Genomic DNA, 21,930 nt, shown 5'->3' with positions numbered 1-21,930 from the left:
ACAAAGTTTCAGCGCCCGCCACGGCCGTGACGAGCGCTGAACCTGTTCAGGAATTTGAGCTTGAGCCCCGGAGCGGTGCCCCGGGGCTTAATGCATAGCCGTGCTGTTGAGCTGCTGCTGGATGCTCTTGAAGTGGTCGAGCCGCGCGATGGCCTGGTCGAGCTCGTTGCCTTCGTGCTCCTTCAGCCCCTCTTCCATCTCCGAGACGGTCGCGGCGAATTGGGCGCGGTCGAGCTCGGCCATCGACGTCGCGACGTCGGCGAGCACGGTCAGGCCCTTTTCGGAGACCTCGGCGATGCCGCCGAGGACGATGATCTTCTCGTGCTTGCCGCCGGTGGTGACGGTGAGAATGCCGGGGCGGATCGCAGCCACGACCGGCGCATGTCCCGCCAGCACGCCGAAATCACCCTCGACGCCGGGAATGTCGACCTGATCGACCTCACCCGAGAATGCGAGCTTTTCCGGCGAGACGAGATCGAAGTGGAAGGTGGCCATGGGAAACCTTGCGAATAGCGAATGGCGAATAGCGAGTGGCGAACAGGAGCAGCGAAACTATTCGCTACTCCCCATTCGCCATTCGCGCCTTAAGCGGCCTCGGCCGCCAGCTTCTTGCCCTTCTCGACCGCCTCTTCGATGGTGCCGACCATGTAGAAGGCGGCTTCCGGCAGGTGATCGTACTTGCCTTCCACCAGGCCCTTGAAGCCCTTGATGGTGTCGGCAAGGTCGACGAACTTGCCCGGCGATCCCGTGAAGATTTCGGCGACGTGGAACGGCTGCGACATGAAGCGCTCGACCTTGCGGGCGCGGGCCACGGTCAGCTTGTCCTCTTCCGAAAGCTCGTCCATGCCGAGAATGGCGATGATGTCCTGGAGCGCCTTGTAGCGCTGCAGCACCTGCTGGACCTGACGGGCGACCGCGTAGTGCTCCTCGCCGACGACCAGCGGGGAGAGCATGCGCGAGGTCGAGTCGAGCGGGTCCACCGCCGGATAGATGCCCTTTTCGGCGATCGAGCGCGACAGCGTGGTGGTCGCGTCCAAATGCGCGAACGAGGTCGCGGGCGCCGGGTCGGTCAAGTCGTCGGCCGGAACGTAGATGGCCTGCACCGAGGTGATCGAGCCCTTCTGCGTGGTGGTGATGCGCTCCTGCAGCGCGCCCATGTCGGTCGCGAGCGTCGGCTGATAACCCACCGCCGAAGGAATACGACCCAAGAGCGCCGACACTTCCGAACCGGCCTGGGTGAAGCGGAAGATGTTGTCGACGAAGAACAGCACGTCCTGGCCCTTGTCGCGGAAGTCTTCCGCGATGGTCAGACCGGTGAGCGCGACGCGGGCGCGGGCGCCCGGGGGCTCGTTCATCTGGCCGAACACCAGCGCGCACTTCGACTTGACGCTCGGATCCGGATTCTTCGGGTCGGCGTTGACCTTGGACTCGATGAACTCGTGATAGAGGTCGTTGCCCTCGCGGGTACGCTCGCCGACGCCGGCGAACACGGAGTAACCACCATGCGCCTTCGCGACGTTGTTGATCAGCTCCTGAATCAGCACGGTCTTGCCGACGCCGGCGCCGCCGAACAGGCCGATCTTGCCGCCCTTCGCATACGGAGCCAGCAGGTCGACGACCTTGATGCCGGTGACGAGAATTTCAGCTTCGGTCGACTGGTCGGTGTAGCTCGGCGCTTCCTGATGGATGGGGCGCAGACCTTCGGTCTTGACCGGGCCGGCTTCGTCGATCGGCTCGCCGATCACGTTGATGATGCGGCCGAGCGTGCCTTCGCCGACGGGAACCCGGATCGGCGAACCGGTGTCGGTCACTTGCTGGCCACGCACCAGACCTTCGGTCACGTCCATCGCGATCGTGCGCACGGTGGACTCACCGAGATGCTGCGCGACCTCAAGCACCAGGCGGATATCACCGTTCCTGGTTTCCAGCGAATTGAGAATGGCCGGGAGGTGGCCGCCATCGAACTGAACGTCGACAACCGCGCCCATCACCTGGGTGACGCGACCGACCTGGTTAGCTGCTGTAGCCATGAAGCTCTCCTTCGAAATTCTTTACTTGAACGACCGTCGTGAGTTCGTGCGTCAGACCGCCTCGGCGCCGGAGATGATCTCGATCAGCTCCTTGGTGATCTGGGCTTGACGGGTTCGGTTGTAGATCTGGGTTTGCTTGCGGATCATTTCGCCAGCGTTGCGGGTGGCGTTGTCCATCGAGCTCATCTGCGCGCCGTAGAACGAGGCATTGTTTTCCAGCAGAGCGCGGAAGATCTGCACCGCGATGTTGCGCGGCAGCAGGCGGGAGAGGAGTTCGTCCTCCTCCGGCTCGTATTCATAGGAGGTCGCCGGCGCGTTCGCCGCCTTTTCTTCCACCGCCAGCGGAATGATCTGCTGCGCGGTCGGGACCTGGGCGATCACCGACTTGAACTGCGCGTAGAACAGCGTGCAGACGTCGAACTCGCCGTTGTCGAAACGGGCCAGCACTTTCCTGGCGATGTCCTCGGCGTTGACGAAGCCGAGCTGGCGAACGCTGCGCAGGTCGAGGTGCTCGACGATCTGCTTGTCGAACAGGCGGCGGAGCTGCTCGTAGCCCTTGCGGCCGACGCAGAAGAATTTCACTTCCTTGCCCTGCGCCATCAGCGCCTGGGCGCGATCGCGCGCCAGACGCACGATCGACGAGTTGAAGGCGCCGGACAGGCCGCGCTCGCCGGTGCAGACCAGCAGCAGGTGGACCTGGTCCTTGCCGGTACCGGCGAGCAGCGCCGGTGCGCCGGGCGAACCCGCGGCAGCACTGGCGATGTTGGAGATCACCGCGCCCATCTTGTCGGCATAGGGCCGCGCCGCCTCTGCCGCCTGCTGGGCACGGCGCAACCGGGACGCAGCAACCATCTGCATCGCCTTGGTGATCTTTTGCGTCGCCTTGGTGGAGGCGATGCGGACGCGCATGTCTTTAAGAGACGCCATTCTTCGTTCACCCCGGCGGTTCGACTGAAGCGTCGGACCGCTAGCCTGTCCCTATCGCGGTGCCCGGCCGGGCGCCGGGTACGCTTCTTGTTGTCTCGTCTCTCGCGAAGCGATCACGGCCGGACGGATCCGGCCATGCCCGCCGTGACGCGAAGCTCTTTACGCAAAGCTCTTTACGCAAAGCTCTTGGCAAAACCTTCGACCACCGACTTCAGCTTCGCAGCGGTGTCGTCGGTGAGGTCGCGGGTGTCGCGGATCGAATTGAGGATCTCGACGTTCTTGCCGCGCAGCAGCGAGAGCAGACCGTCCTCGAACGCGCGCACCTTGCTGACCGGAAGCGGATCGAGATAGCCGTTGGTGCCGGCCCAGATCACGCAGACCTGCTCTTCCATCTTCAGCGGCGCGAACTGCGGCTGCTTCAGGAGCTCGGTCAGGCGCGAACCGCGGTTCAGCAAGCGCTGGGTCGAGGCGTCGAGGTCGGAGCCGAACTGCGCGAACGCCGCCATTTCGCGGTACTGCGCGAGCTCGCCCTTGATCTTTCCGGCGACCTTCTTGGTGGCCTTGGTCTGCGCCGACGAGCCGACGCGCGACACCGACAGACCGACGTTCACGGCGGGACGGATGCCCTGGAAGAACAGGTCGGTTTCCAGGAAGATCTGACCGTCGGTGATCGAGATGACGTTGGTCGGGATGTAGGCCGACACGTCGTTGGCCTGGGTTTCGATGACCGGCAGCGCCGTCAGCGAGCCCGAGCCCTGGTCCTTGTTAAGCTTCGCCGCGCGCTCGAGCAGGCGGGAATGCAGATAGAACACGTCGCCCGGATAGGCTTCGCGGCCCGGCGGGCGGCGCAGCAGCAGCGACATCTGGCGGTAGGCGACGGCCTGCTTGGACAGATCGTCATAGATGATGACCGCGTGCATGCCGTTGTCGCGGAAATACTCGCCCATGGTGCAGCCGGTGAAGGGCGCGATGTACTGCATCGGCGCCGGATCCGAAGCGGTGGCGGCGACGATGATCGAGTACTCGAGCGCGCCCTGCTCTTCCAGCACCTTCACGAACTGGGCGACGGTCGAACGCTTCTGGCCGACCGCGACGTAGACGCAATACAGCTTGATGTTCTCGTCCGGCTGCGCGTTGAGCGGCTTCTGGTTCAGGATGGTGTCGAGCGCGATCGCGGTCTTGCCGGTCTGGCGGTCGCCGATGATCAGCTCGCGCTGGCCGCGGCCGATCGGGATCAGAGCGTCGATCGCCTTGAGGCCGGTCGCCATCGGCTCGTTCACCGACTTGCGCGGGATGATGCCGGGCGCCTTGACGTCGACGCGCATGCGCTTGTCGGCCTGGATCGGGCCCTTGCCGTCGATCGGGTTGCCGAGCGCGTCGACGACGCGGCCGAGCAGACCCTTGCCGACCGGCGCGTCCACGATGGCGCGGGTGCGCTTGACGGTCTGGCCTTCCTTGATCTCGCGGTCGGCACCGAAAATAACGATACCGACGTTGTCGGTCTCGAGGTTCAGCGCCATGCCGCGGGTGCCGTTCTCGAACTCGACCATTTCACCGGCCTGGACGTTGTCCAGACCGTAGACGCGGGCGATGCCGTCACCGACAGACAGCACCTGTCCGACTTCGGAGACTTCAGCTTCCTGGCCGAAATTCTTGATCTGGTCCTTGAGGATCGCGGAAATTTCCGCGGCGCGGATGTCCATCAGCCTGCCTCTTTCATCGCGTGCTTGATCGAATTGAGTTTGGTGCGAAGCGAACTATCAATCATGCGGCTGCCAAGCTTCACGACGAGGCCACCGATGATCGAGGGATCGACATTCACGTTCAGCGCGACGTCCTTGCCGGTCACCGACTTCAGGGCAACCTTGAGGGCGTCGAGATTCTTGTCCGAGAGCGCTTCCGCCACTGTCACGTCCGCGGTCGCCTCGCCCTTGAACCTGGCGACGAGGGCGCGGTAGGCCCGGATGACGTCAGTCACCACGAACAGGCGGCGGTTGGCGGTCAGCACTTTCAGGAAATTGGCGGAGATGCCGGCGATACCGGCCTTGTCCAGCACGGCCGAAAGGGCCCTGGACTGGGTCTCGGCGGCGAATACCGGACTGCGGACGAGGCGCTTCAGATCGGCGCTTTCGTTCAGCAGAGCCTCGAACCTCTCGAGATCGGCTTTGACCTCGTCGACCAATTTCTGGTCGCGGGCCAGTTCAAACAAGGCCGTTGCATAACGGCCCGACACACCTGAAACGGACGTATCTTCTGCAGCCACAGACGCGCTCTTTTTGCTGTCAAACTCGCAAGGGAAAAACCGTCGCCACAAAGCGGCGCCTAGCGATCCAAGCCCTTGGAATTCAAGCGGGACTTCGATTTTCGGCCGACACGGGAAGTGCCGGGTCCGTTAAAATCGCGGCTTTGCTAACATAGCAGGCGCGCACGTGCAACATGACGCCAAATTAAAGGCACGAGGTTCTTTCGCCAGTTCGTCGCAGCTCGCGATGTTGGGACCACGAGTTGGACCGACTTCGAACCAACCTGGACCAAGTTGGACGCCGACCTGCCGCGCCACGGAATTGCCCTGAGCCTTACGGCGGCATCACGCCCATTCGTTCCTGCCCTCAGCGCATAGCGGCCATGAACACGGATCGCTGAGGCGTGAAACCGCGGCTGACCACCCCGGCCGCCGAATACTTACCCAATTCTAAACGCTGAGTGTGATGACTTCGCTTTACAGTATTCATGAGTAATTACTTAGTTAAGAAATCGTTAAAGTTAAATATTACGGAATATCACCTGAATATCGGCGCAGGTCACAAGATATTTCATGATGACACATAGCAGAACTACTGCCCAATTCATGCCTCATTGCGAAAGGAAACGCCAAGTCGCTCACAAACTGATGGGGGCTCCACTAGCCACATATGTGGCAATACTAGCTTAGGGACCACTAAATGCTGTCTTTGAAGACGCTGGGCTCTGTGACCCGGCCGCGTACGGCGATCGCTTTCGTTGCCGCAACTTTCCTCGTCGGTGGGACTGCCACCGAAGCTTCCGCCACATCCAGGCATCATCGGCACCATCACCATCATCACGCCCAGACCGATTCCAATTCCGGCTCGGATTGGCGCAATGCCAACGCGGCAATGACGCCGTCGTCGGGCTCCGGGCACAGCTTCTCCGGCATGGCCTCCTTCTACGGCAACGAGTCCGGCAGCAAGACCGCGTCGGGCCAGCGCTTCAACCAGAACGCCATGACCGCGGCGCACCGTTCGCTGCCGTTCGGCACCAAGCTCCGCGTCACCCATCGCGGATCGAGCGTCATCGTCACCATCAATGACCGTGGCCCGTTCATTCGCGGCCGGGTGCTCGACCTCTCCACGGGCGCAGCCCGCGCCATCGGCCTCACCGGCGCCGGCGTCGGCCGCGTCACCGCCGAAGTGGTGTCCTAAGGCACACGACGCGTCGAAATAAGCCCGCCGTCTTGCCCGTGATCTCGGGGGACGGCGGGCTTTTTTGCGCCGTCATTCCGGGGCTCGCGCTGCGCGCGCCCCGGAATGACATCGGAGTACGTGGCGGTGGGGCCTACAAAAAGCTCTGCGGATCGACGTCCACTTCCAGCTTCTGATTGCCCTTCGGCTTCGGGCAGACCGCCAGCCAGTTGCGTAAGTAATCCGACAGATCGAAACCGCGCGCCGATTTCACCAGGATGCGGAAGCGATAGCGGCCCTTGATGACCGCGAGCGGGGCCTCCGCCGGCCCCAGCACCACCACGCGCTCGTCACGCGGCGCGAGCGCAACCAGTCTCCTGCCAAAGCCTTCCGCGCTCGGGCGATCGCCGGCCGAGATGATCAGGCTCGCAAGACGGCCGAACGGCGGATAGAGCGTGCGCTCGCGCAGGTCGATCTCGCTGTCGTAGAAGGCCTCGCGGTCGCAGGCGATCAGCGCCTTCATCACGGGATGATCGGGCTGGTGGGTCTGGAGATAGCCGACACCGCGGCCCTGCTCGCGCCCGGCGCGGCCGATCACCTGGTTGAGCAATTGCCAGGTGCGTTCCGACGCCCTGGGATCACCATTGGACAGGCCGAGATCGGCATCGACCACGCCGACCAGATTGAGCCGCGGGAAATTGTGGCCTTTCGCCACCAGTTGCGTGCCGATGATGACGTCGACGCGGCCCTCGGCAATCTCGTTGAGCTCGGAGCGCATCGTCTCGATCGAGGTGATGAGATCGCTCGACAGCACCATGGTGCGCGCATCCGGGAACAGCGCGGCGGCCTCCTCCTGCAAACGCTCGACACCGGGCCCGACCGCCACGAGCGATTCCTCGGCCGCGCAATGCGGGCAGGTCTGCGGGCGCGGCATCGAGAAGCCGCAATGGTGGCAGACCAGCCGCTGGCGAAAACGATGATCGACCAGCCAGGCATCGCAGATGGTGCAGGCGAAGCGATGGCCGCAGGCGCGGCACAGCGTCAGCGGCGCATAGCCGCGGCGATTGAGGAACAGCAACGCCTGCTCGCGCTTCTCGATCGCTTTTCTGATCTCGGAGGCCAGCCGCGGCGAGATGAAACGGCCGCGCGCGGGCGGCTCGCGGCGCATGTCGATGGCCTCGATATGCGGCATGTGCTGGCCGCCGAAGCGCGAGGGCAGCGCGATGCGCTGATAGCGGTTCTTGCGCGCATTGACCTCGGATTCGACCGAGGGCGTGGCGGACGCCAGCACGATCGGGATCTTGGCGATATGCGCGCGCACCACCGCCATGTCGCGGGCGTGATAGTGCACGCCCTCGTCCTGCTTGTAGGCCTGGTCGTGCTCTTCATCCACGACGATGAGGCCGAGATTGCCGTAGGGCAGGAACAGCGCCGAGCGCGCACCGACCACGACCGGCGCACTGCCCTCGGAGATCGCGGCCCAGTTGCGCGCGCGGGTGCGCGGCGTCAGCTCGGAATGCCACTCGATCGGGCGCACGCCAAAACGTTGCGCGAAGCGATCGAGGAACTGGCCGGTGAGCGCGATTTCCGGCATCAGGATCAGCGACTGTTTGCCACGGCGGATGCACTCCGCAATGGCCTCGAAATAGACCTCGGTCTTGCCCGAGCCGGTGACGCCGTCGAGCAGCGCGACATGGAACGAGCCGTTGGCCGCGAGCGCGCGCATCGCATCCACCCCGGCACGCTGCAGCGGCGAAAAATCCGGCCGGCTGAAATCCGGATCGGGCGCGGGCGGCGGCGGTGGCGGCGGCATCGGTTCGACCGTGAGCGTGCCTTCGTCGACGAGACCGTCGATCACGCCGGCGGAGACGCCGGCTTCCCTGGCGGCTTCGGACTTGCCGTGCAGCAACCGGTCCGACAGCACCTCGAGCAGGCGCTGCCGCGCCGGCGTCAGCCGCCGCGGGGGATCGCCGACCAGGCGCACGCCGGCGCGGGTCCGCTCGGGGCCGAGGTTCTCACCCATCCGCAGGCACATGCGCAGCACCATGCCGCGCGGGCTCAGCGTGTAATTGGCGACCCAGTCGACCAGCGAGCGCAGCTCGGGCTTGAGGGGCGGAAGGTCGAGCTTCTCGCTGACCTCCTTGAGGCGATTGTGCAGGCGCGGATCGGGGTTGGCATTCTCGGCCCAGACCACGGCGAGCACCTCGCGGGGCCCGAGCGGCACGCCGACCAGATCGCCCGCCTTCAGCTCCATGCCGCGCGGCACCTTGTAGGAATAGGTCTGGTCGAGCGCGACCGGCACCAGCACGTCGACCATGCCAGTCGCGTGGGTGGGGGCGGCGTTGCTGCGCGACGTATGATCCATCAACAGTCTTTGGAGGGAGAATCGGAACCTGGCGTTTGGAGGCTAGCGCCACGGGCGAGCCTTAGCGAACAGTAAACGGGTGTGATGCGATATACTGGGTGGAATCATTACGTCCAGAGCGCATGAGCCAAGCGGCCGCCCCACAAATCGAGCTCGCCAGCGCCGATCCCGACATCGCGCAGGAGATGGCGCGCTGGCTGAGGCATCTCGGCGCCGAGCGGCGGCTGTCGCCGAAAACGCTGGAGGCCTATGCCCGCGACTTGCGGCAGTGCCTGGATTTTCTCTGCAATCATTGGGGCGAGCGCGTGACGCTGAAGCGATTCGCCGCGCTGGAAGCCACGGATATCCGCGCCTTCATGGCGATGCGCCGCGCCGACGACATTGCCGGCCGCTCGCTGATGCGCGCGCTGGCGGGGCTGCGCTCGTTCGGACGCTTCCTCGAGCGCGAGGGCAAGGGCAAGGTCGGCGCATTGTCGGCGATCCGCGCGCCCAAGGTTGGAAAGAGCTTGCCGAAGCCGCTGCCGATGGCATCGGCCAAGCGCCTTGCCGATGCCGACGAGCGCGCCGGCGAGGATCGCGAGAGCTGGATCCTGGCGCGCGATGCCGCCGTGATGGCGCTGCTGTACGGCTCGGGCCTGCGCATCTCCGAGGCGCTCGGCCTAAAGCGCCGCGAGGTGCCGCGTCCCGGCGAGGGCGATGTGCTGATCGTGACGGGCAAAGGCAACAAGACTCGCATGGTGCCGGTGCTGCAGAACGTGCTCGCGCTGGTGCAGGACTATGTTTCGATGTGCCCGTATCCGCTTCCCGCCGAAGGCCCGATCTTCCTCGGTGCGCGCGGCGGACCGCTCAGCCCCCGCATCATCCAGCTCGCGATGGAGCGGCTGCGCGGCGCGCTGGGATTGCCCGACAGCGCCACGCCGCACGCGCTGCGGCATTCCTTTGCCACGCACCTGTTGTCACGCGGCGGCGACCTGCGCGCGATCCAGGAATTGCTCGGCCATTCCTCGCTCTCGACGACGCAGATCTATACCGGCATCGATTCCGAGCGACTGCTGGAAGTCTATGCCAGCGCGCATCCGCGGCGGTGAATCGCCGCTGATTCCTGACACTAAGCTGTCATGACAAGCATGCCTCTTGCGCGGTGCCTGCGGTTCGGTCAATCGTGGGGAACCGAACAGGAGGGAAATCATGAGCGCACATGAAAGCATGGAGCACGCCGAGCACGCCGAACACGCGTCCGGCTCGAACAAGAAGATCGCCCTTCTGATCGCCGTGCTGGCGCTGTTCCTGGCGATCTCCGAGACGCTGGGCAAGGGCGCCCAGACCGAATCGATCAGCAAGAATGTCGAGGGCGCCAATCTCTGGGCGTTCTTCCAGGCCAAGAGCATCCGCCGCACGGTGGTGGTGACCGCGGCAGAGCAGGGCAAGCTGACGCTGGCCGGCACCACCGACGACGCCATGAAGGCGACGGTGCAGAAGCAGATCGACGACTGGACCAAGACCGCGCAGCGCTACCGCTCCGAGCCCGAGACCGGCGAAGGCACCGAGCAGCTCGCCGAGAAGGCCAAGCATGCCGAGCACGAGCGCGACGAGGCGACCGCGAAGTACCATCACTTCGAGCTGGCGTCGGCCGCCTTCCAGATCGGCATCGTGCTGGCGTCGGCCACCATCATCACCGGCATGTTCGCACTCGCCTATGTCGCCGGCATCCTGACGCTGGGCGGCATCCTCATGACCGCGCTCGGCCTGTGGTGGCCGCATCTGCTGCATTTGCATTGAGGGGTGTGGCCGGCGGTTCGTCCCGTCATCCTGAGGTGCGAGGCGCGCGATGCACGGCATCGCGCGGGGAGCCTCGAAGGATGAACGGCCGAGATGCAGCCGGGCCGTCACTCTTCGAGGGCCGCTGAAGAAGCGGCCACCTCAGAGTGACGGCGATAGCTTGATTGCCGCGGCAATCACCGCGCTTCGTGCACGCTCTTGCGGAAGCGCTGGATCAGGCGGAGCGTGCGGGAGGACCAGCCTTCGCCGTTGCCGGAGATCAGCTCCCGGATGCGCCGCTTGATCGGGTCGACCAGCTCGGACGCCTTGGCGCGCAGCTTCAGCACGAAATCGTAGATCCGCTCGAACCAGCGCATCTCGAGCAGCTTGTCGCGCGTGACGTCGAACACGAAGGCGGTGACGCCGACGCCGACCATCTTGGCGAACAAGAACGTGGACATGCCGGTGAGCCAGTATTCATGCGTGAGCAGATACAGGCCGGCCAGCTTGAGCGGAAACAGCGGAAGGATCGGCACCGCGAACACGATCAGCGTCATCGCCGGCGGGAGCGCATCGACACGCTCCGTCAGCCATTGCTTGAAGCGGGCGAGCGGAATGAGTGCGACAATCCGCGCGACGATCGGTTCGAGATGGTCCCACAGCCAGGCTTCGATCAGGAAGATGATCGCCAGCAGGACCCAGACCGGTTGAAGAAGGCGGCGCAGCATATGTTGTCCCGCCCGATTCAGCTCGGCGCGTGGCCTACATATGGATGGCCCGCTTGCCGACTGCAAGCGCGGCTTCCTTGACGGCCTCGGAGCGGGTCGGGTGCGCGTGGCAGGTGCGCGCGAGATCCTCCGCACTGCCGCCAAATTCCATGAGAACGCAGGCTTCATGGATCATTTCTCCGGCCCCGATGCCGATGATGTGCACGCCGAGCACGCGATCGGTCTTCGCATCTGCGAGAATCTTCACAAAGCCGTCGGTGGTCTGGTTGACCTTGGAGCGGCCGTTGGCGGTAAACGGAAACTTTCCGACCGTATAAGCCACACCCGCCTGCTTCAGTTCCTCCTCGGTCTTGCCGACGGAGGACACTTCCGGGCTGGTATACACGACGCCTGGGATAACGTCGTAGTTCACATGGCCGGCCTGGCCCGCGATGATCTCCGCAACCGCGACGCCCTCGTCCTCGGCCTTGTGCGCGAGCATCGGGCCTGCAACGACGTCGCCGATGGCATAGACGCCCTTGAGGCTGGTGGCGAAGTGCGGATCAATCTGCACGCGGCGGCGGGGATCGAGCGCGACGCCGGCTTCCTTCAGGCCGAGGCTATCGGTGTAGGGCACGCGGCCGATGGCGACGAGCACGACGTCGGCCTCTAACGTCTCGGCGGTACCGCCGGCAGCAGGCTCGATCGTCGCCTTCAGCGTCTTGCCCGAGGTATCGACGGCGGTGACCTTGGCTCCTAGCTTGAACGCAAAGCCCTGCTTCTCGAGGATGCGCTGGAATTGCTTGGCGATCTCGCCGTCCATGCCGGGCAGGATGCGATCGAGGAATTCGACCACGACGACTTCGGCGCCGAGACGATGCCAGACCGAGCCGAGCTCGAGTCCGATCACGCCGGCGCCGACGATCAGGAGCTTGCCCGGGACCTTGTCGAGCGACAGCGCGCCGGTCGACGACACGATGCGCTTCTCGTCGATCTCGATGCCCTTGAGGCGCGCGATGTCCGAGCCGGTGGCAATCACGATGTTCTTGGTCTCGACGACCTGCGACTTGCCGTCGGCGGAGATCTCGACCTTGCCCGTGCCCAGGATCTTGCCGGTGCCCTTGAGCACGTCGATCTTGTTCTTCTTCATCAGGAACTCGACGCCCTTGACGTTGCCGTCGATGCCCTGCTGCTTGAAGTTCATCATCGCGGGCAGTTCGAGCTTCGGCGCGGAAACCGACACGCCCATCTTGGCAAAGGAGTGCCCGGCTTCCTCGAACATCTCGGAGGCGTGCAGCAGCGCCTTCGACGGCATGCAGCCGACATTGAGGCAGGTGCCGCCGAGCGTGGCGTTCTTTTCCACCACCGCGACTTTCATGCCGAGCTGGGCTGCGCGCACCGCGCAGACATAACCGCCAGGTCCGGTGCCGATGACGACGAGATCGTAGGTAGCCATGAGAGAGAGTCCCGTAGGTTTAGCGTGATGAGGATGTGTCAGCGTCCGCGCGGCGCGTCAGCGTCCGCCGGACACATCGAGAGTGGCTGCGGTGATGTAGGACGCCTCGTCCGACATCAGCCAGATGATGGCGTTGGCAATCTCGTCGGCGGTCCCGACGCGCTTCATCGGCACCATATGGGCGAGACGATGGTGCCGGTCGGGCTCGCCGCCCGAGGCGTGAATTTCGGTATCGATCAGGCCGGGGCGAATGCCCGCAACGCGAATGCCTTCGTTTGCGACCTCATAGCCGAGGCCGGTGGTGAAGGAATCGATCGCGCCCTTGGACGCGGCATAGTCGACATAGGTGTTGGGCGCGCCGAGCTTGGCCGCGACCGACGACAGGTTGACGATGACGCCACCCTTGCCGCCATGCTTGGTCGACATCCGCTTCACGGCCTCGCGCGCGCAGAGGATGGAGCCGGTGACGTTGACCGCCATGACGCGCTGAATGCGCTCGGCCGACATCTCGTCAACGCGCACGCCGCTCGTGCCGACAATGCCGCCGTTGTTGACGAGCGCGCCAAGCGTGCCGAACTTGTCGGCTTGCTTGAACAGCTCGACGATGTCGCTTTCCTCGGCGACATCGCATTTCACCGCGATGGCCTTGCCGTTGCTGGCCTCGATCAGACCGACCACCTCGTCGGCGGCCTTCTTGTTGCTGGCATAGCCGACGACGACACGGAAGCCGCGCGCGGCCGCCGCGATCGCGGTCGCCCGCCCGATGCCGCGGCTGCCACCGGTGATGACAACGACCTTATCCGTCACGCCAGCCTCCATGGTTCGACACGCGCCGTCGCGCCAATGGGCGACGGCGCTCGCAAGGCACTAGGGATCAGAGATCGAGCACCAGACGCGCCGGGTCTTCCAGGCTCTCCTTGACGCGCACCAGGAAGGTGACGGCTTCCTTGCCGTCGATGACGCGGTGATCGTAGGACAGCGCCAGATACATCATCGGGCGGACCTCGACCTTGCCGCCGACGACCATCGGGCGCTCCTGGATCTTGTGCATGCCGAGAATGCCGGACTGCGGCGCGTTCAGGATCGGGGTCGACATCAGCGAGCCGTAGATGCCGCCATTGGTGATGGTGAAGGTGCCGCCCTGCATCTCGTCGATCTTGAGCTGGCCGTCACGGGCGCGGCGGCCGAAATCGGCGATGCCCTTCTCGATGTCGGCGATCGACTTGTTGTCGCAGTCGCGCACGACAGGCACGACGAGGCCCTTGTCGGTGCCGACGGCGACGCCGATGTGGTAGTAGTTCTTGTAGATCAGGTCGGTGCCGTCGATCTCGGCGTTGACGGCCGGGATGTCCTTCAGCGCCTGCACGACGGCCTTGGCGAAGAAGCCCATGAAACCGAGCTTGGAGCCGTGCTTCTTCTCGAACGCATCCTTGTAGTGCGCGCGCAGCGCCATGACGTTGGTCATGTCGACCTCGTTGAAGGTCGTGAGCATCGCGGCGGTGTTCTGCACGTCCTTGAGGCGGCGCGCGATGGTCTGGCGCAGGCGGGTCATCTTGACGCGCTCTTCGCGGGCGGCGTCATCGGCCGGCGAGGCGGTGCGCACCTGCACGGCGGCGGCGGGCTGGTTGACCGGGGTCGGCGCGGAGGCCGCACGCTCGATCGCAGCTAACATGTCGCCCTTGGTGACGCGCCCGTCCTTGCCGGAGCCCGGCACGGTCGAGGCATCGACGCCGGTCTCGGCGGAGAGCTTGCGAACGGACGGGGCGAGCGGCGCGTCGGCCGGCGGCGCCTTCGCGGCCGGGGCCGGGGCAGGCGCGGGAGCCGCAGCAGCGGCGGGAGCGGCAGCGGCGGGCTTGGCGGGCGCCGCGGCAGGCTTCGCAGCGCCGGCGCCGTCGGTGATCTGGCCGAGCAGCGCGCCGACCGCGACGGTCGTGCCATCGGCAGCGATGATCTCGCTCAGCGTGCCGGCGGAGGGCGCGGGGACTTCGATGGTGACCTTGTCGGTCTCGAGCTCCACCAAGGGCTCGTCGACGGCGACGGCGTCACCGGCCTTCTTGAACCAGCGGCCGATGGTGGCCTCGGTGACGGATTCGCCGAGCGTCGGCACACGAATTTCAGTCATGGTCTTTTCCTTAAGGAGATCGCCAATGCGGTCGTGATTCATAAATGTCATCGCCCGCCTTGTGCGCAGTTGCGCACGGGGGCGGGCGATCCAGTACGCCGTGACGACCGTGATGAACACAAACGCCGCGGAGTACTGGATGCCCCGCCTTCGCGGGGCATGACAGCGTCCTAAAACACTTATTAGCTCAGTGCTTCGTCCAGGAACGCCTTCAACTGCGCCTGATGCTTGGACATCAGACCAGTGGCGGTCGCGGCGGAAGCGGCGCGGCCGACATAACGCGGACGCCGGCTGACGCCGTTCACCTGGTTCAGCACCCATTCCAGATAGGGCTCGATGAAGTGCCACGCGCCCATGTTGCGCGGCTCTTCCTGGCACCAGATCACTTCCGCCTTCTTGAAGCGGGACAGCTCCGCGACCAGCGCCTTCAGCGGCACCGGATAGAGCTGCTCGACGCGCATCAGGTAGATGTCGTCGATGCCGCGCTTCTCGCGCTCCTCGTAGAGGTCGTAATAGACCTTGCCCGAGCAGAGCACGATGCGGCGGATCTTCTCGTCGGGGACGAGCTTGACCGCCTCGCTCGGCAGCATCTGGGCGTCATCGTACAGGATGCGATGGAACGTCGTTCCCTTGGCGAGCTCCTCGAGACGCGATACCGCCCGCTTGTGACGCAGCAGCGACTTCGGCGTCATCACGATCAGCGGCTTGCGGATCTCGCGATGCAGCTGGCGACGCAGCACGTGGAAGTAGTTCGCCGGCGTGGTCGGATAGACCACCTGCATGTTGTCTTCGGCGCACATCTGCAGATAGCGCTCGAGACGCGCCGAGGAGTGCTCCGGTCCCTGGCCCTCATAGCCGTGCGGCAAGAGGCAGACGAGACCGGACATGCGCAGCCATTTGCGCTCGCCCGAGGAGATGAACTGGTCGAACACGACCTGCGCGCCGTTGGCGAAGTCGCCGAACTGGGCTTCCCACAGCGTCAGCGTGTTCGGCTCGGCGAGCGAGTAGCCGTATTCGAAACCAAGCACGGCCTCTTCCGACAGCAGCGAGTTGATGACCTCGTAATGGCCCTGCTCGTTGCCGAGATGGTTGAACGGCGTGTAGCGGCTCTCGTCTTCCTGGTCGATCAGGACCGAGTGGCGCTGCGAGAAGGTGCCGCGCTCCGAATCCTGGCCCGACAGGCGGACGTGGTGGTTCTCGTTGAGCAGCGTGCAGAACGCCAGCGCCTCGCCGGTCGCCCAGTCGATACCCGTGCCGCCGTCGATCGCCTTGGAGCGGTTTTCGAGGAAGCGCTGGATGGTGCGGTGGACGCGGAAACCGTCCGGCACCTTGGTGATCTTGCGGCCGATGTCCTTCAGGATCGGCAGGTCGACGCCGGTGACGCCGCGGCGCGCGTCCTCTTCCTGGTCCGCTATCTTGAAGCCCGCCCACTTGCCGTCGAGCCAGTCGGCCTTGTTCGGCTTGTAGGAGGTGCCGGCCTCGAACTCGGCATCGAGCCGGGCGCGCCAGTCGGCCTTGGCCTTGTCGACCTCGCCCTGGGTCATCACGCCTTCGCTGACGAGGCGGCGCGAATAAAGCTCGAGCGTGGACGGATGGGCCGCGATCTTCTTGTACATCACCGGCTGGGTGAAAGCCGGCTCGTCGCCTTCGTTGTGGCCATGCCTGCGATAGCAGAACATGTCGATGACAACAGGCTTGTGGAATTTCTGCCGGAACTCGGTCGCGACCTTGGCCGCGAACACGACGGCTTCCGGATCGTCGCCGTTCACGTGGAAGATCGGCGCGTCGATCATCTTCGCCACATCCGACGGATAGGGCGAGGAGCGCGAGTAGCGCGGATAGGTGGTGAAGCCGATCTGGTTGTTGACGATGAAGTGCACGGAGCCGCCGGTGCGGTAGCCCTTCAGGTCGGACAGGCCGAAGCATTCCGCGACCACGCCTTGGCCTGCGAACGCGGCATCGCCGTGCATCAGCAGCGGCATCACCGAGATGCGCTGGTCCGGCGGATCGCCGTGCTGGTCCTGCTTGGCGCGGACTTTTCCGAGCACCACGGGATCGACGATCTCGAGATGCGAGGGATTGGCGGTGAGCGACAGGTGGATGCGGTTGCCGTCGAACTCGCGGTCCGAGGACGCGCCGAGATGGTACTTGACGTCGCCCGAGCCTTCGACCGCATCGGGATTGGCCGAGCCGCCCTTGAATTCGTGGAACAGCGCGCGATGGGCCTTGCCCATCACCTGCGTCAGCACGTTGAGGCGGCCGCGATGCGGCATGCCGAGCACGACTTCCTTCACGCCGAGATTGCCGCCGCGCTTGATGATCTGCTCGAGCGCGGGGATCAGCGATTCACCGCCGTCGAGGCCGAAGCGCTTGGTGCCGGTGAACTTGGTATCGCAGAACTTTTCGAAGCCTTCGGCTTCGACCAGCTTCATCAGGATCGCACGGCGACCCTCGCGGGTGAACGAGATTTCCTTGTCCAGCCCCTCGATGCGCTCCTGAATCCAGGCCTTCTGCGCGGCGTTGCTGATGTGCATGAACTCGACGCCGAGCGTCTGGCAGTAGGTGCGCTCGCAAAGTGCGGTGATCTCGCGCAGGCTGGCATATTCGAGACCGAGCACGTGATCGAGGAAGATCTTGCGGTCGAAATCGGCTTCGCTGAAGCCGTAGGTGCGCGGGTCGAGCTCCTCGCGATTGCGCGGGGCTTCGATGCCGAGCGGATCGAGCTTGGCGTGGAAGTGGCCGCGCATGCGATAGGAGCGGATCAGCATCAGCGCGCGGACGGAGTCGCGCGTGGCCTGCAGCAGGTCGGCGGAAGAGAAATCAGCGCCCTTGTCGCCTTTGGCCTGCGCCTTGGCGGCGATCTTGGCGCCGACAGCCTTCTCGACTTCGGCCCAGTTGCCGTCGAGGGCGGAGGTGAGATCGTCCTGCGGGATCAGCGGCCAGTTGGCGCGCTCCCAGGACGGGCCCTGGGCGTTCTTGCGGACGTCGTCCGGCTGGTCCTTCAGGCTTTTGAAGAACTCCTGCCACTCGGCGTCGACCGAGGACGGATCCTTCTCGTAGCGAGCGTAGATTTCGTCGATGTAGGTGGCGTTGGTGCCCTGCAAAAAGGAGGAAAGGGCAAAGGCTGCGTTCGCGTCCTGGCGAGACATACTTGAGTTCCTGGCGATTTCGGTTCGCGCATAACAAACGGCGCTGGCGTCGAGCTCCCCGGCAGAGGCTCGACGCGACAGGCACCATTTACCCTATTTGCTGCGAAACTTCGCCCGGAAAAGTACGAAGGAGTGAATTAGGCCTTCAATTTTTCGGCAAGCGTGTGACCGAGGCGGGCGGGAGACGGCGACACTGTAATCCCTGCCGATTTCATCGCGTCGGTCTTGGAACCGGCGTCGCCCTTGCCGCCCGAAATGATCGCGCCGGCATGGCCCATGCGGCGGCCGGGAGGTGCGGTCACGCCGGCGATGAAACCGACCATCGGCTTCTTGCGACCGCGCTTGGCCTCGTCCTTGAGGAACTGGGCGGCGTCTTCCTCGGCGGAACCGCCGATCTCACCGATCATGATGATCGATTCGGTCTTGGGGTCGGCGAGCAGCATTTCCAGCACGTCGATGAACTCGGTTCCCTTGACCGGGTCGCCACCGATGCCGACCGCGGTGGTCTGGCCGAGGCCCTCCTGGGAGGTCTGGAACACCGCTTCATAGGTCAGCGTGCCGGAGCGGGAGACGATGCCGACGGAGCCGGTCTTGAAGATGTTGGCGGGCATGATGCCGATCTTGCACTCGCCGGCGGTCATGACGCCCGGGCAGTTCGGCCCGATCAGGCGCGACTTGGAACCGGCCAGCGAGCGCTTCACGCGCACCATGTCGAGAACCGGAATGCCTTCGGTGATGCAGACGATCAGCGGGATCTCGGCGTCGATGGCCTCGCAGATCGCATCCGCCGCGCCCGGCGGCGGCACGTAGATCACCGACGCATCGGCGCCGGTCTTCTCACGCGCCTCGCGCACGGTGTCGAACACCGGCAGGCCCAGATGAGTCGAGCCGCCTTTGCCCGGCGAGGTGCCGCCGACCATCTTGGTGCCGTAGGCAATCGCGGCCTCCGAGTGGAAGGTGCCGTTCTTGCCGGTGAAGCCCTGGCAGATGACCTTGGTGTTCTTGTCGATCAGGATGGACATGAGGTCTGCTTTCGCGAAACTAACGAGTGAGAGGTCAGTGGATGCGGCGGTAGACGCCGGTGAGCACGTCGGCCCAGCCTTCCGCGTCCGGCGAGAACTGGATCTTCAACGAATAGGAATTGTCGTCGATGATTTCGTAGACGTGGCGCGCATTGCCGCGGAGCGAGCCGCGCACCAGCGTCAGGGTCTTGCCGACCCACCCGCCGGAAGCGGGCGATGGCGGCGTATAGCCGAGCGAATCGTACCAGAACAATTTGTAGGTCCGGTCATCGCGGTCGTAGGTGAAGAGGCCATGGGTGGCAAAGCTCTGCTTGCCGCCGCGCATCTGCACCGCGTCCTGGATCAGATAGAATCCGTTGAGATCCATGCGCGCGTGGACGTGAGAGGTGGCGGGCCCACCCTCCGCCCAGCGCGACGGGAAGACCACCTCTTCGCCGTCCCACTCGCCAGCGAACGCGGCGAGACGCGCGTGCTCTGCAAGCGGGGATGATGCGGCGAGATGGTCCTGGGTCATGGCCTCAGCCTCCCTTGACGGCCTTCACGATCTTCTGCGCGGCGTCATCGAGATTGTCGGCCGGCACCACGTTCAGGCCGGATTCATTGATGATCTTCTTGCCGAGCTCGACATTGGTGCCTTCGAGGCGGACCACCAGCGGCACGCTGAGGCCGACCTCGCGCACCGCGGCGGTGACGCCCTCGGCGATCACGTCGCACTTCATGATACCACCGAAGATGTTGACCAGGATGCCCTTCACGTTGGGATCGGCGGTGATGATCTTGAACGCGGCCGCGACCTTCTCCTTGCTGGCGCTGCCGCCGACGTCGAGAAAGTTCGCCGGCGCCATGCCGTAGAGCTTGATGATGTCCATCGTCGCCATGGCGAGACCGGCGCCATTGACCATGCAGCCGATATTGCCGTCGAGCGTGACGTAGTTGAGGTCGTGTTTCGACGCCTCGATTTCCTTGGCGTCTTCCTCGGTCTCGTCGCGCAGCGCGAGCACTTCGGGATGACGGAACAGCGAATTGTCGTCGAACGACACCTTGGCATCGAGCACGCGGAGCTGGCCCTGCTTGGTCACGACCAGCGGGTTGATCTCCAGCATCGCCATGTCCTTGGCGACGAAGGCGGCATAGAGCTGCGCGGTCAGCTTCTCGGCCTGCTTGGCGAGGTCGCCCGTGAGTTTCAGCGCGTTGGCGACGGTGCGGCCGTGATGGCCCATGATGCCGGTCGCGGGATCGATCGAGAAGGTGACGATCTTCTCAGGGCTGTTGTGCGCGACGTCCTCGATGTTGACGCCGCCTTCGGTCGACACCACGAACGAGACGCGCGAGGTCTCGCGGTCGACCAGGATCGAGAGATAGAATTCCTTGTCGATGTCGGAGCCGTCCTCGATGTAGAGGCGGTTGACCTGCTTGCCGGCGGGGCCGGTCTGGATCGTCACCAGCGTGGCGCCGAGCATCTGCTTGGCGAATTCGGTAACCTCGGCGGCCGACTTGGCGATGCGGACGCCGCCCTTGTCGCCGGCGGAGGCTTCCTTGAACTTGCCCTTGCCGCGGCCGCCAGCGTGGATCTGGCTCTTCACCACCCAGACCGGGCCCGGGAGCGCCTTGGCGGCGGCTTCCGCGTCGGCCGCCTTCAGGACCGGAACGCCCTTGGAGATCGCCACGCCGAACTCGTTCAGCAGCGCTTTGGCCTGATATTCATGGATATTCATATGGTCGCTCCCTGAACCCGCGGGCGGTGTCCGCAAGGGCCCACCTCAGTTTTGTGGCTGGCATACCATATACCACAGGAACTGCAACCCGGATTCTCTGACATCGAGATCTCTGGACTTTCGAACCGGAACCCGCCCAGCCTCAAACTAGGATTTGGCGGGCCCCGGACATGAAACCGCCGAAGACCGGTTTTCGATCTTCGGCGGGATTGTTTGCGCCTTAGCGGCCGAGAAGATCGGGTGCGATCTTCCTGCAGGCGTCTACCAGGCCCTGCACCGCGCCGACCGACTTGTCGAAGGCCTCGCGGTCCTTGCCGGCGAGCTCGATCTCGACGACGCGCTCGACGCCCTTGGAGCCGATCACGACGGGCACGCCGACATACATGTCCTTCACGCCGTATTCGCCGTTGAGGTAGGCGGCGCTGGGCAGCACGCGCTTCTTGTCACGCAGATAGCTCTCGGCCATCGCGATCGCGGAGGCCGCCGGCGCGTAGAAGGCCGAACCGGTCTTGAGCAGGTTGACGATCTCGGCGCCGCCGTTGCGGGTGCGGTCGACGATCTCGTCGAGGCGCGCCTGCGAGGTCCAGCCCATCTTGACGAGGTCGGGCAGCGGGATGCCGGCGACGGTGGAGTACTTCACCAGCGGCACCATGGTGTCGCCGTGGCCGCCGAGCACGAAGGCGGTGACGTCTTCGACCGAGACGTTGAACTCGTCGGCCAGGAAGTAGCGGAAGCGCGCCGAATCCAGCACGCCGGCCATGCCGACGACCTTCTTGTGCGGCAGGCCCGAGGCCTTCTGCAGCGCCCAGACCATCGCGTCGAGCGGGTTGGTGATGCAGATGACGAAGGCGTCGGGGGCGTACTTCTTGATGCCGGCGCCGACCTGCTCCATGACCTTGAGGTTGATGGAGAGGAGGTCGTCGCGGCTCATGCCGGGCTTGCGCGGCACGCCGGCGGTGACGATGCAGACCTTGGCGTTGTCGAGCGCCTCGTAGGAGTTCGCGCCGGTGTAGTGGGCGTCGAAGCCGTCGACCGGGGAGGACTGCGCGATGTCGAGCGCCTTGCCCTGCGGCACGCCCTCGGCGATGTCGAACATCACCACGTCGCCCAATTCCTTCAGGCCGATGAGATGAGCCAACGTTCCGCCGATCTGACCGGAGCCAATCAAAGCAATCTTGTCGCGCGCCATGTGAACCTGTCCTCTAGACATCCAGGAGGGAAAACTGAGTGGGTGGTTATCCCTTTCGCTTTCCCCGTTCA

Annotated in this window: 18 protein-coding genes; 3 read left to right on the top strand and 15 right to left on the bottom strand. The window is 64.7% G+C overall.

Features of this window, described 5'->3' with window-relative positions:
* Positions 1-87: 87 nt before the first annotated feature.
* From F8237_RS16395 to F8237_RS16375, 5 genes are all read right to left on the bottom strand, one after another.
* On the bottom strand, positions 88-495 hold the full coding sequence (locus F8237_RS16395) for a F0F1 ATP synthase subunit epsilon (protein WP_151646212.1): 408 nt from the start codon (positions 493-495) through the stop codon (positions 88-90).
* A gap of 89 nt (positions 496-584) precedes the next feature.
* A complete protein-coding gene (gene atpD / locus F8237_RS16390) occupies positions 585-2,030 on the bottom strand; it encodes a F0F1 ATP synthase subunit beta (protein WP_151646210.1) in 1,446 nt (481 codons plus the stop codon).
* A gap of 51 nt (positions 2,031-2,081) precedes the next feature.
* Entirely contained in the window at positions 2,082-2,957 is an 876-nt protein-coding gene (locus F8237_RS16385; RefSeq protein ID WP_014439036.1) for a F0F1 ATP synthase subunit gamma, read from the bottom strand.
* Positions 2,958-3,130: 173 nt separating this feature from the next.
* Positions 3,131-4,660: a F0F1 ATP synthase subunit alpha gene (atpA, locus tag F8237_RS16380; RefSeq protein WP_143842456.1), complete on the bottom strand. Its 1,530-nt coding sequence runs from the start codon at positions 4,658-4,660 to the stop codon at positions 3,131-3,133.
* On the bottom strand, positions 4,660-5,220 hold the full coding sequence (locus F8237_RS16375; RefSeq protein WP_151650569.1) for a F0F1 ATP synthase subunit delta: 561 nt from the start codon (positions 5,218-5,220) through the stop codon (positions 4,660-4,662). The genes atpA and F8237_RS16375 overlap by 1 nt, the downstream gene beginning before the upstream one ends.
* A 679-nt stretch (positions 5,221-5,899) precedes the next feature.
* Between F8237_RS16375 and F8237_RS16370 the strand changes: the two genes are divergently transcribed.
* Positions 5,900-6,397, top strand: a complete 498-nt coding sequence (locus F8237_RS16370) for a septal ring lytic transglycosylase RlpA family protein (protein WP_151646208.1) — start codon at positions 5,900-5,902, stop codon at positions 6,395-6,397.
* A 133-nt stretch (positions 6,398-6,530) separates the two neighbouring features.
* On the opposite strand, the gene F8237_RS16365 is transcribed toward F8237_RS16370, so the two are convergent.
* Complete coding sequence (locus tag F8237_RS16365) at positions 6,531-8,741, bottom strand: primosomal protein N' (protein ID WP_151646206.1); 2,211 nt, start codon at positions 8,739-8,741, stop codon at positions 6,531-6,533.
* Between the two features lie 122 nt (positions 8,742-8,863).
* On the opposite strand from F8237_RS16365, the gene F8237_RS16360 reads away from it, so the two are divergent.
* Both F8237_RS16360 and F8237_RS16355 read left to right on the top strand, forming a co-directional pair.
* Positions 8,864-9,829 (top strand): tyrosine recombinase XerC, encoded by a 966-nt coding sequence (locus F8237_RS16360; RefSeq protein ID WP_151646204.1) that lies wholly within the window; start codon positions 8,864-8,866, stop codon positions 9,827-9,829.
* A 100-nt stretch (positions 9,830-9,929) separates the two neighbouring features.
* A complete protein-coding gene (locus tag F8237_RS16355) occupies positions 9,930-10,520 on the top strand; it encodes a DUF4337 domain-containing protein (protein WP_151646202.1) in 591 nt (196 codons plus the stop codon).
* Positions 10,521-10,696: 176 nt separating this feature from the next.
* Here F8237_RS16355 and F8237_RS16350 read toward each other — a convergent pair whose 3' ends face one another.
* The 9 genes from F8237_RS16350 to mdh all read right to left on the bottom strand — a co-directional run bounded on the left by F8237_RS16350 (position 10,697) and on the right by mdh (position 21,859).
* Positions 10,697-11,227, bottom strand: coding sequence for a hypothetical protein (locus F8237_RS16350; protein WP_151646200.1), 531 nt, complete (start codon positions 11,225-11,227; stop codon positions 10,697-10,699).
* Between the two features lie 34 nt (positions 11,228-11,261).
* Positions 11,262-12,662 (bottom strand): dihydrolipoyl dehydrogenase, encoded by a 1,401-nt coding sequence (gene lpdA / locus F8237_RS16345; protein WP_151646198.1) that lies wholly within the window; start codon positions 12,660-12,662, stop codon positions 11,262-11,264.
* 57 nt (positions 12,663-12,719) lie between these two features.
* The gene (locus F8237_RS16340) at positions 12,720-13,481 is read right to left on the bottom strand and encodes an SDR family oxidoreductase (protein ID WP_151646196.1); all 762 of its coding nucleotides are present in this window, start codon (positions 13,479-13,481) and stop codon (positions 12,720-12,722) included.
* A 55-nt stretch (positions 13,482-13,536) separates the two neighbouring features.
* Positions 13,537-14,784 carry a 2-oxoglutarate dehydrogenase complex dihydrolipoyllysine-residue succinyltransferase gene (gene odhB / locus F8237_RS16335; protein ID WP_151646194.1) on the bottom strand — a complete coding sequence of 416 codons (1,248 nt, stop codon included), beginning with the start codon at positions 14,782-14,784 and terminating at the stop codon, positions 13,537-13,539.
* A gap of 182 nt (positions 14,785-14,966) precedes the next feature.
* On the bottom strand, positions 14,967-17,933 hold the full coding sequence (locus F8237_RS16330) for a 2-oxoglutarate dehydrogenase E1 component (RefSeq protein WP_151646192.1): 2,967 nt from the start codon (positions 17,931-17,933) through the stop codon (positions 14,967-14,969).
* A gap of 137 nt (positions 17,934-18,070) precedes the next feature.
* Positions 18,071-18,955 (bottom strand): succinate--CoA ligase subunit alpha, encoded by an 885-nt coding sequence (sucD, locus tag F8237_RS16325; RefSeq protein ID WP_151646190.1) that lies wholly within the window; start codon positions 18,953-18,955, stop codon positions 18,071-18,073.
* Between the two features lie 34 nt (positions 18,956-18,989).
* Positions 18,990-19,469 carry a DUF1579 family protein gene (locus F8237_RS16320; RefSeq protein WP_151646188.1) on the bottom strand — a complete coding sequence of 160 codons (480 nt, stop codon included), beginning with the start codon at positions 19,467-19,469 and terminating at the stop codon, positions 18,990-18,992.
* 4 nt (positions 19,470-19,473) lie between these two features.
* Positions 19,474-20,670: an ADP-forming succinate--CoA ligase subunit beta gene (gene sucC / locus F8237_RS16315; RefSeq protein WP_014439021.1), complete on the bottom strand. Its 1,197-nt coding sequence runs from the start codon at positions 20,668-20,670 to the stop codon at positions 19,474-19,476.
* 220 nt (positions 20,671-20,890) lie between these two features.
* Positions 20,891-21,859 carry a malate dehydrogenase gene (mdh, locus tag F8237_RS16310; protein WP_151646186.1) on the bottom strand — a complete coding sequence of 323 codons (969 nt, stop codon included), beginning with the start codon at positions 21,857-21,859 and terminating at the stop codon, positions 20,891-20,893.
* Positions 21,860-21,930 lie beyond the last annotated feature (71 nt).

It is taken from the genome of Bradyrhizobium betae, assembly GCF_008932115.1.
In the GTDB taxonomy this organism is placed as follows: Bacteria; Pseudomonadota; Alphaproteobacteria; order Rhizobiales; family Xanthobacteraceae; genus Bradyrhizobium; species Bradyrhizobium betae.
This window is presented reverse-complemented; position numbering and strand designations above follow the sequence as displayed.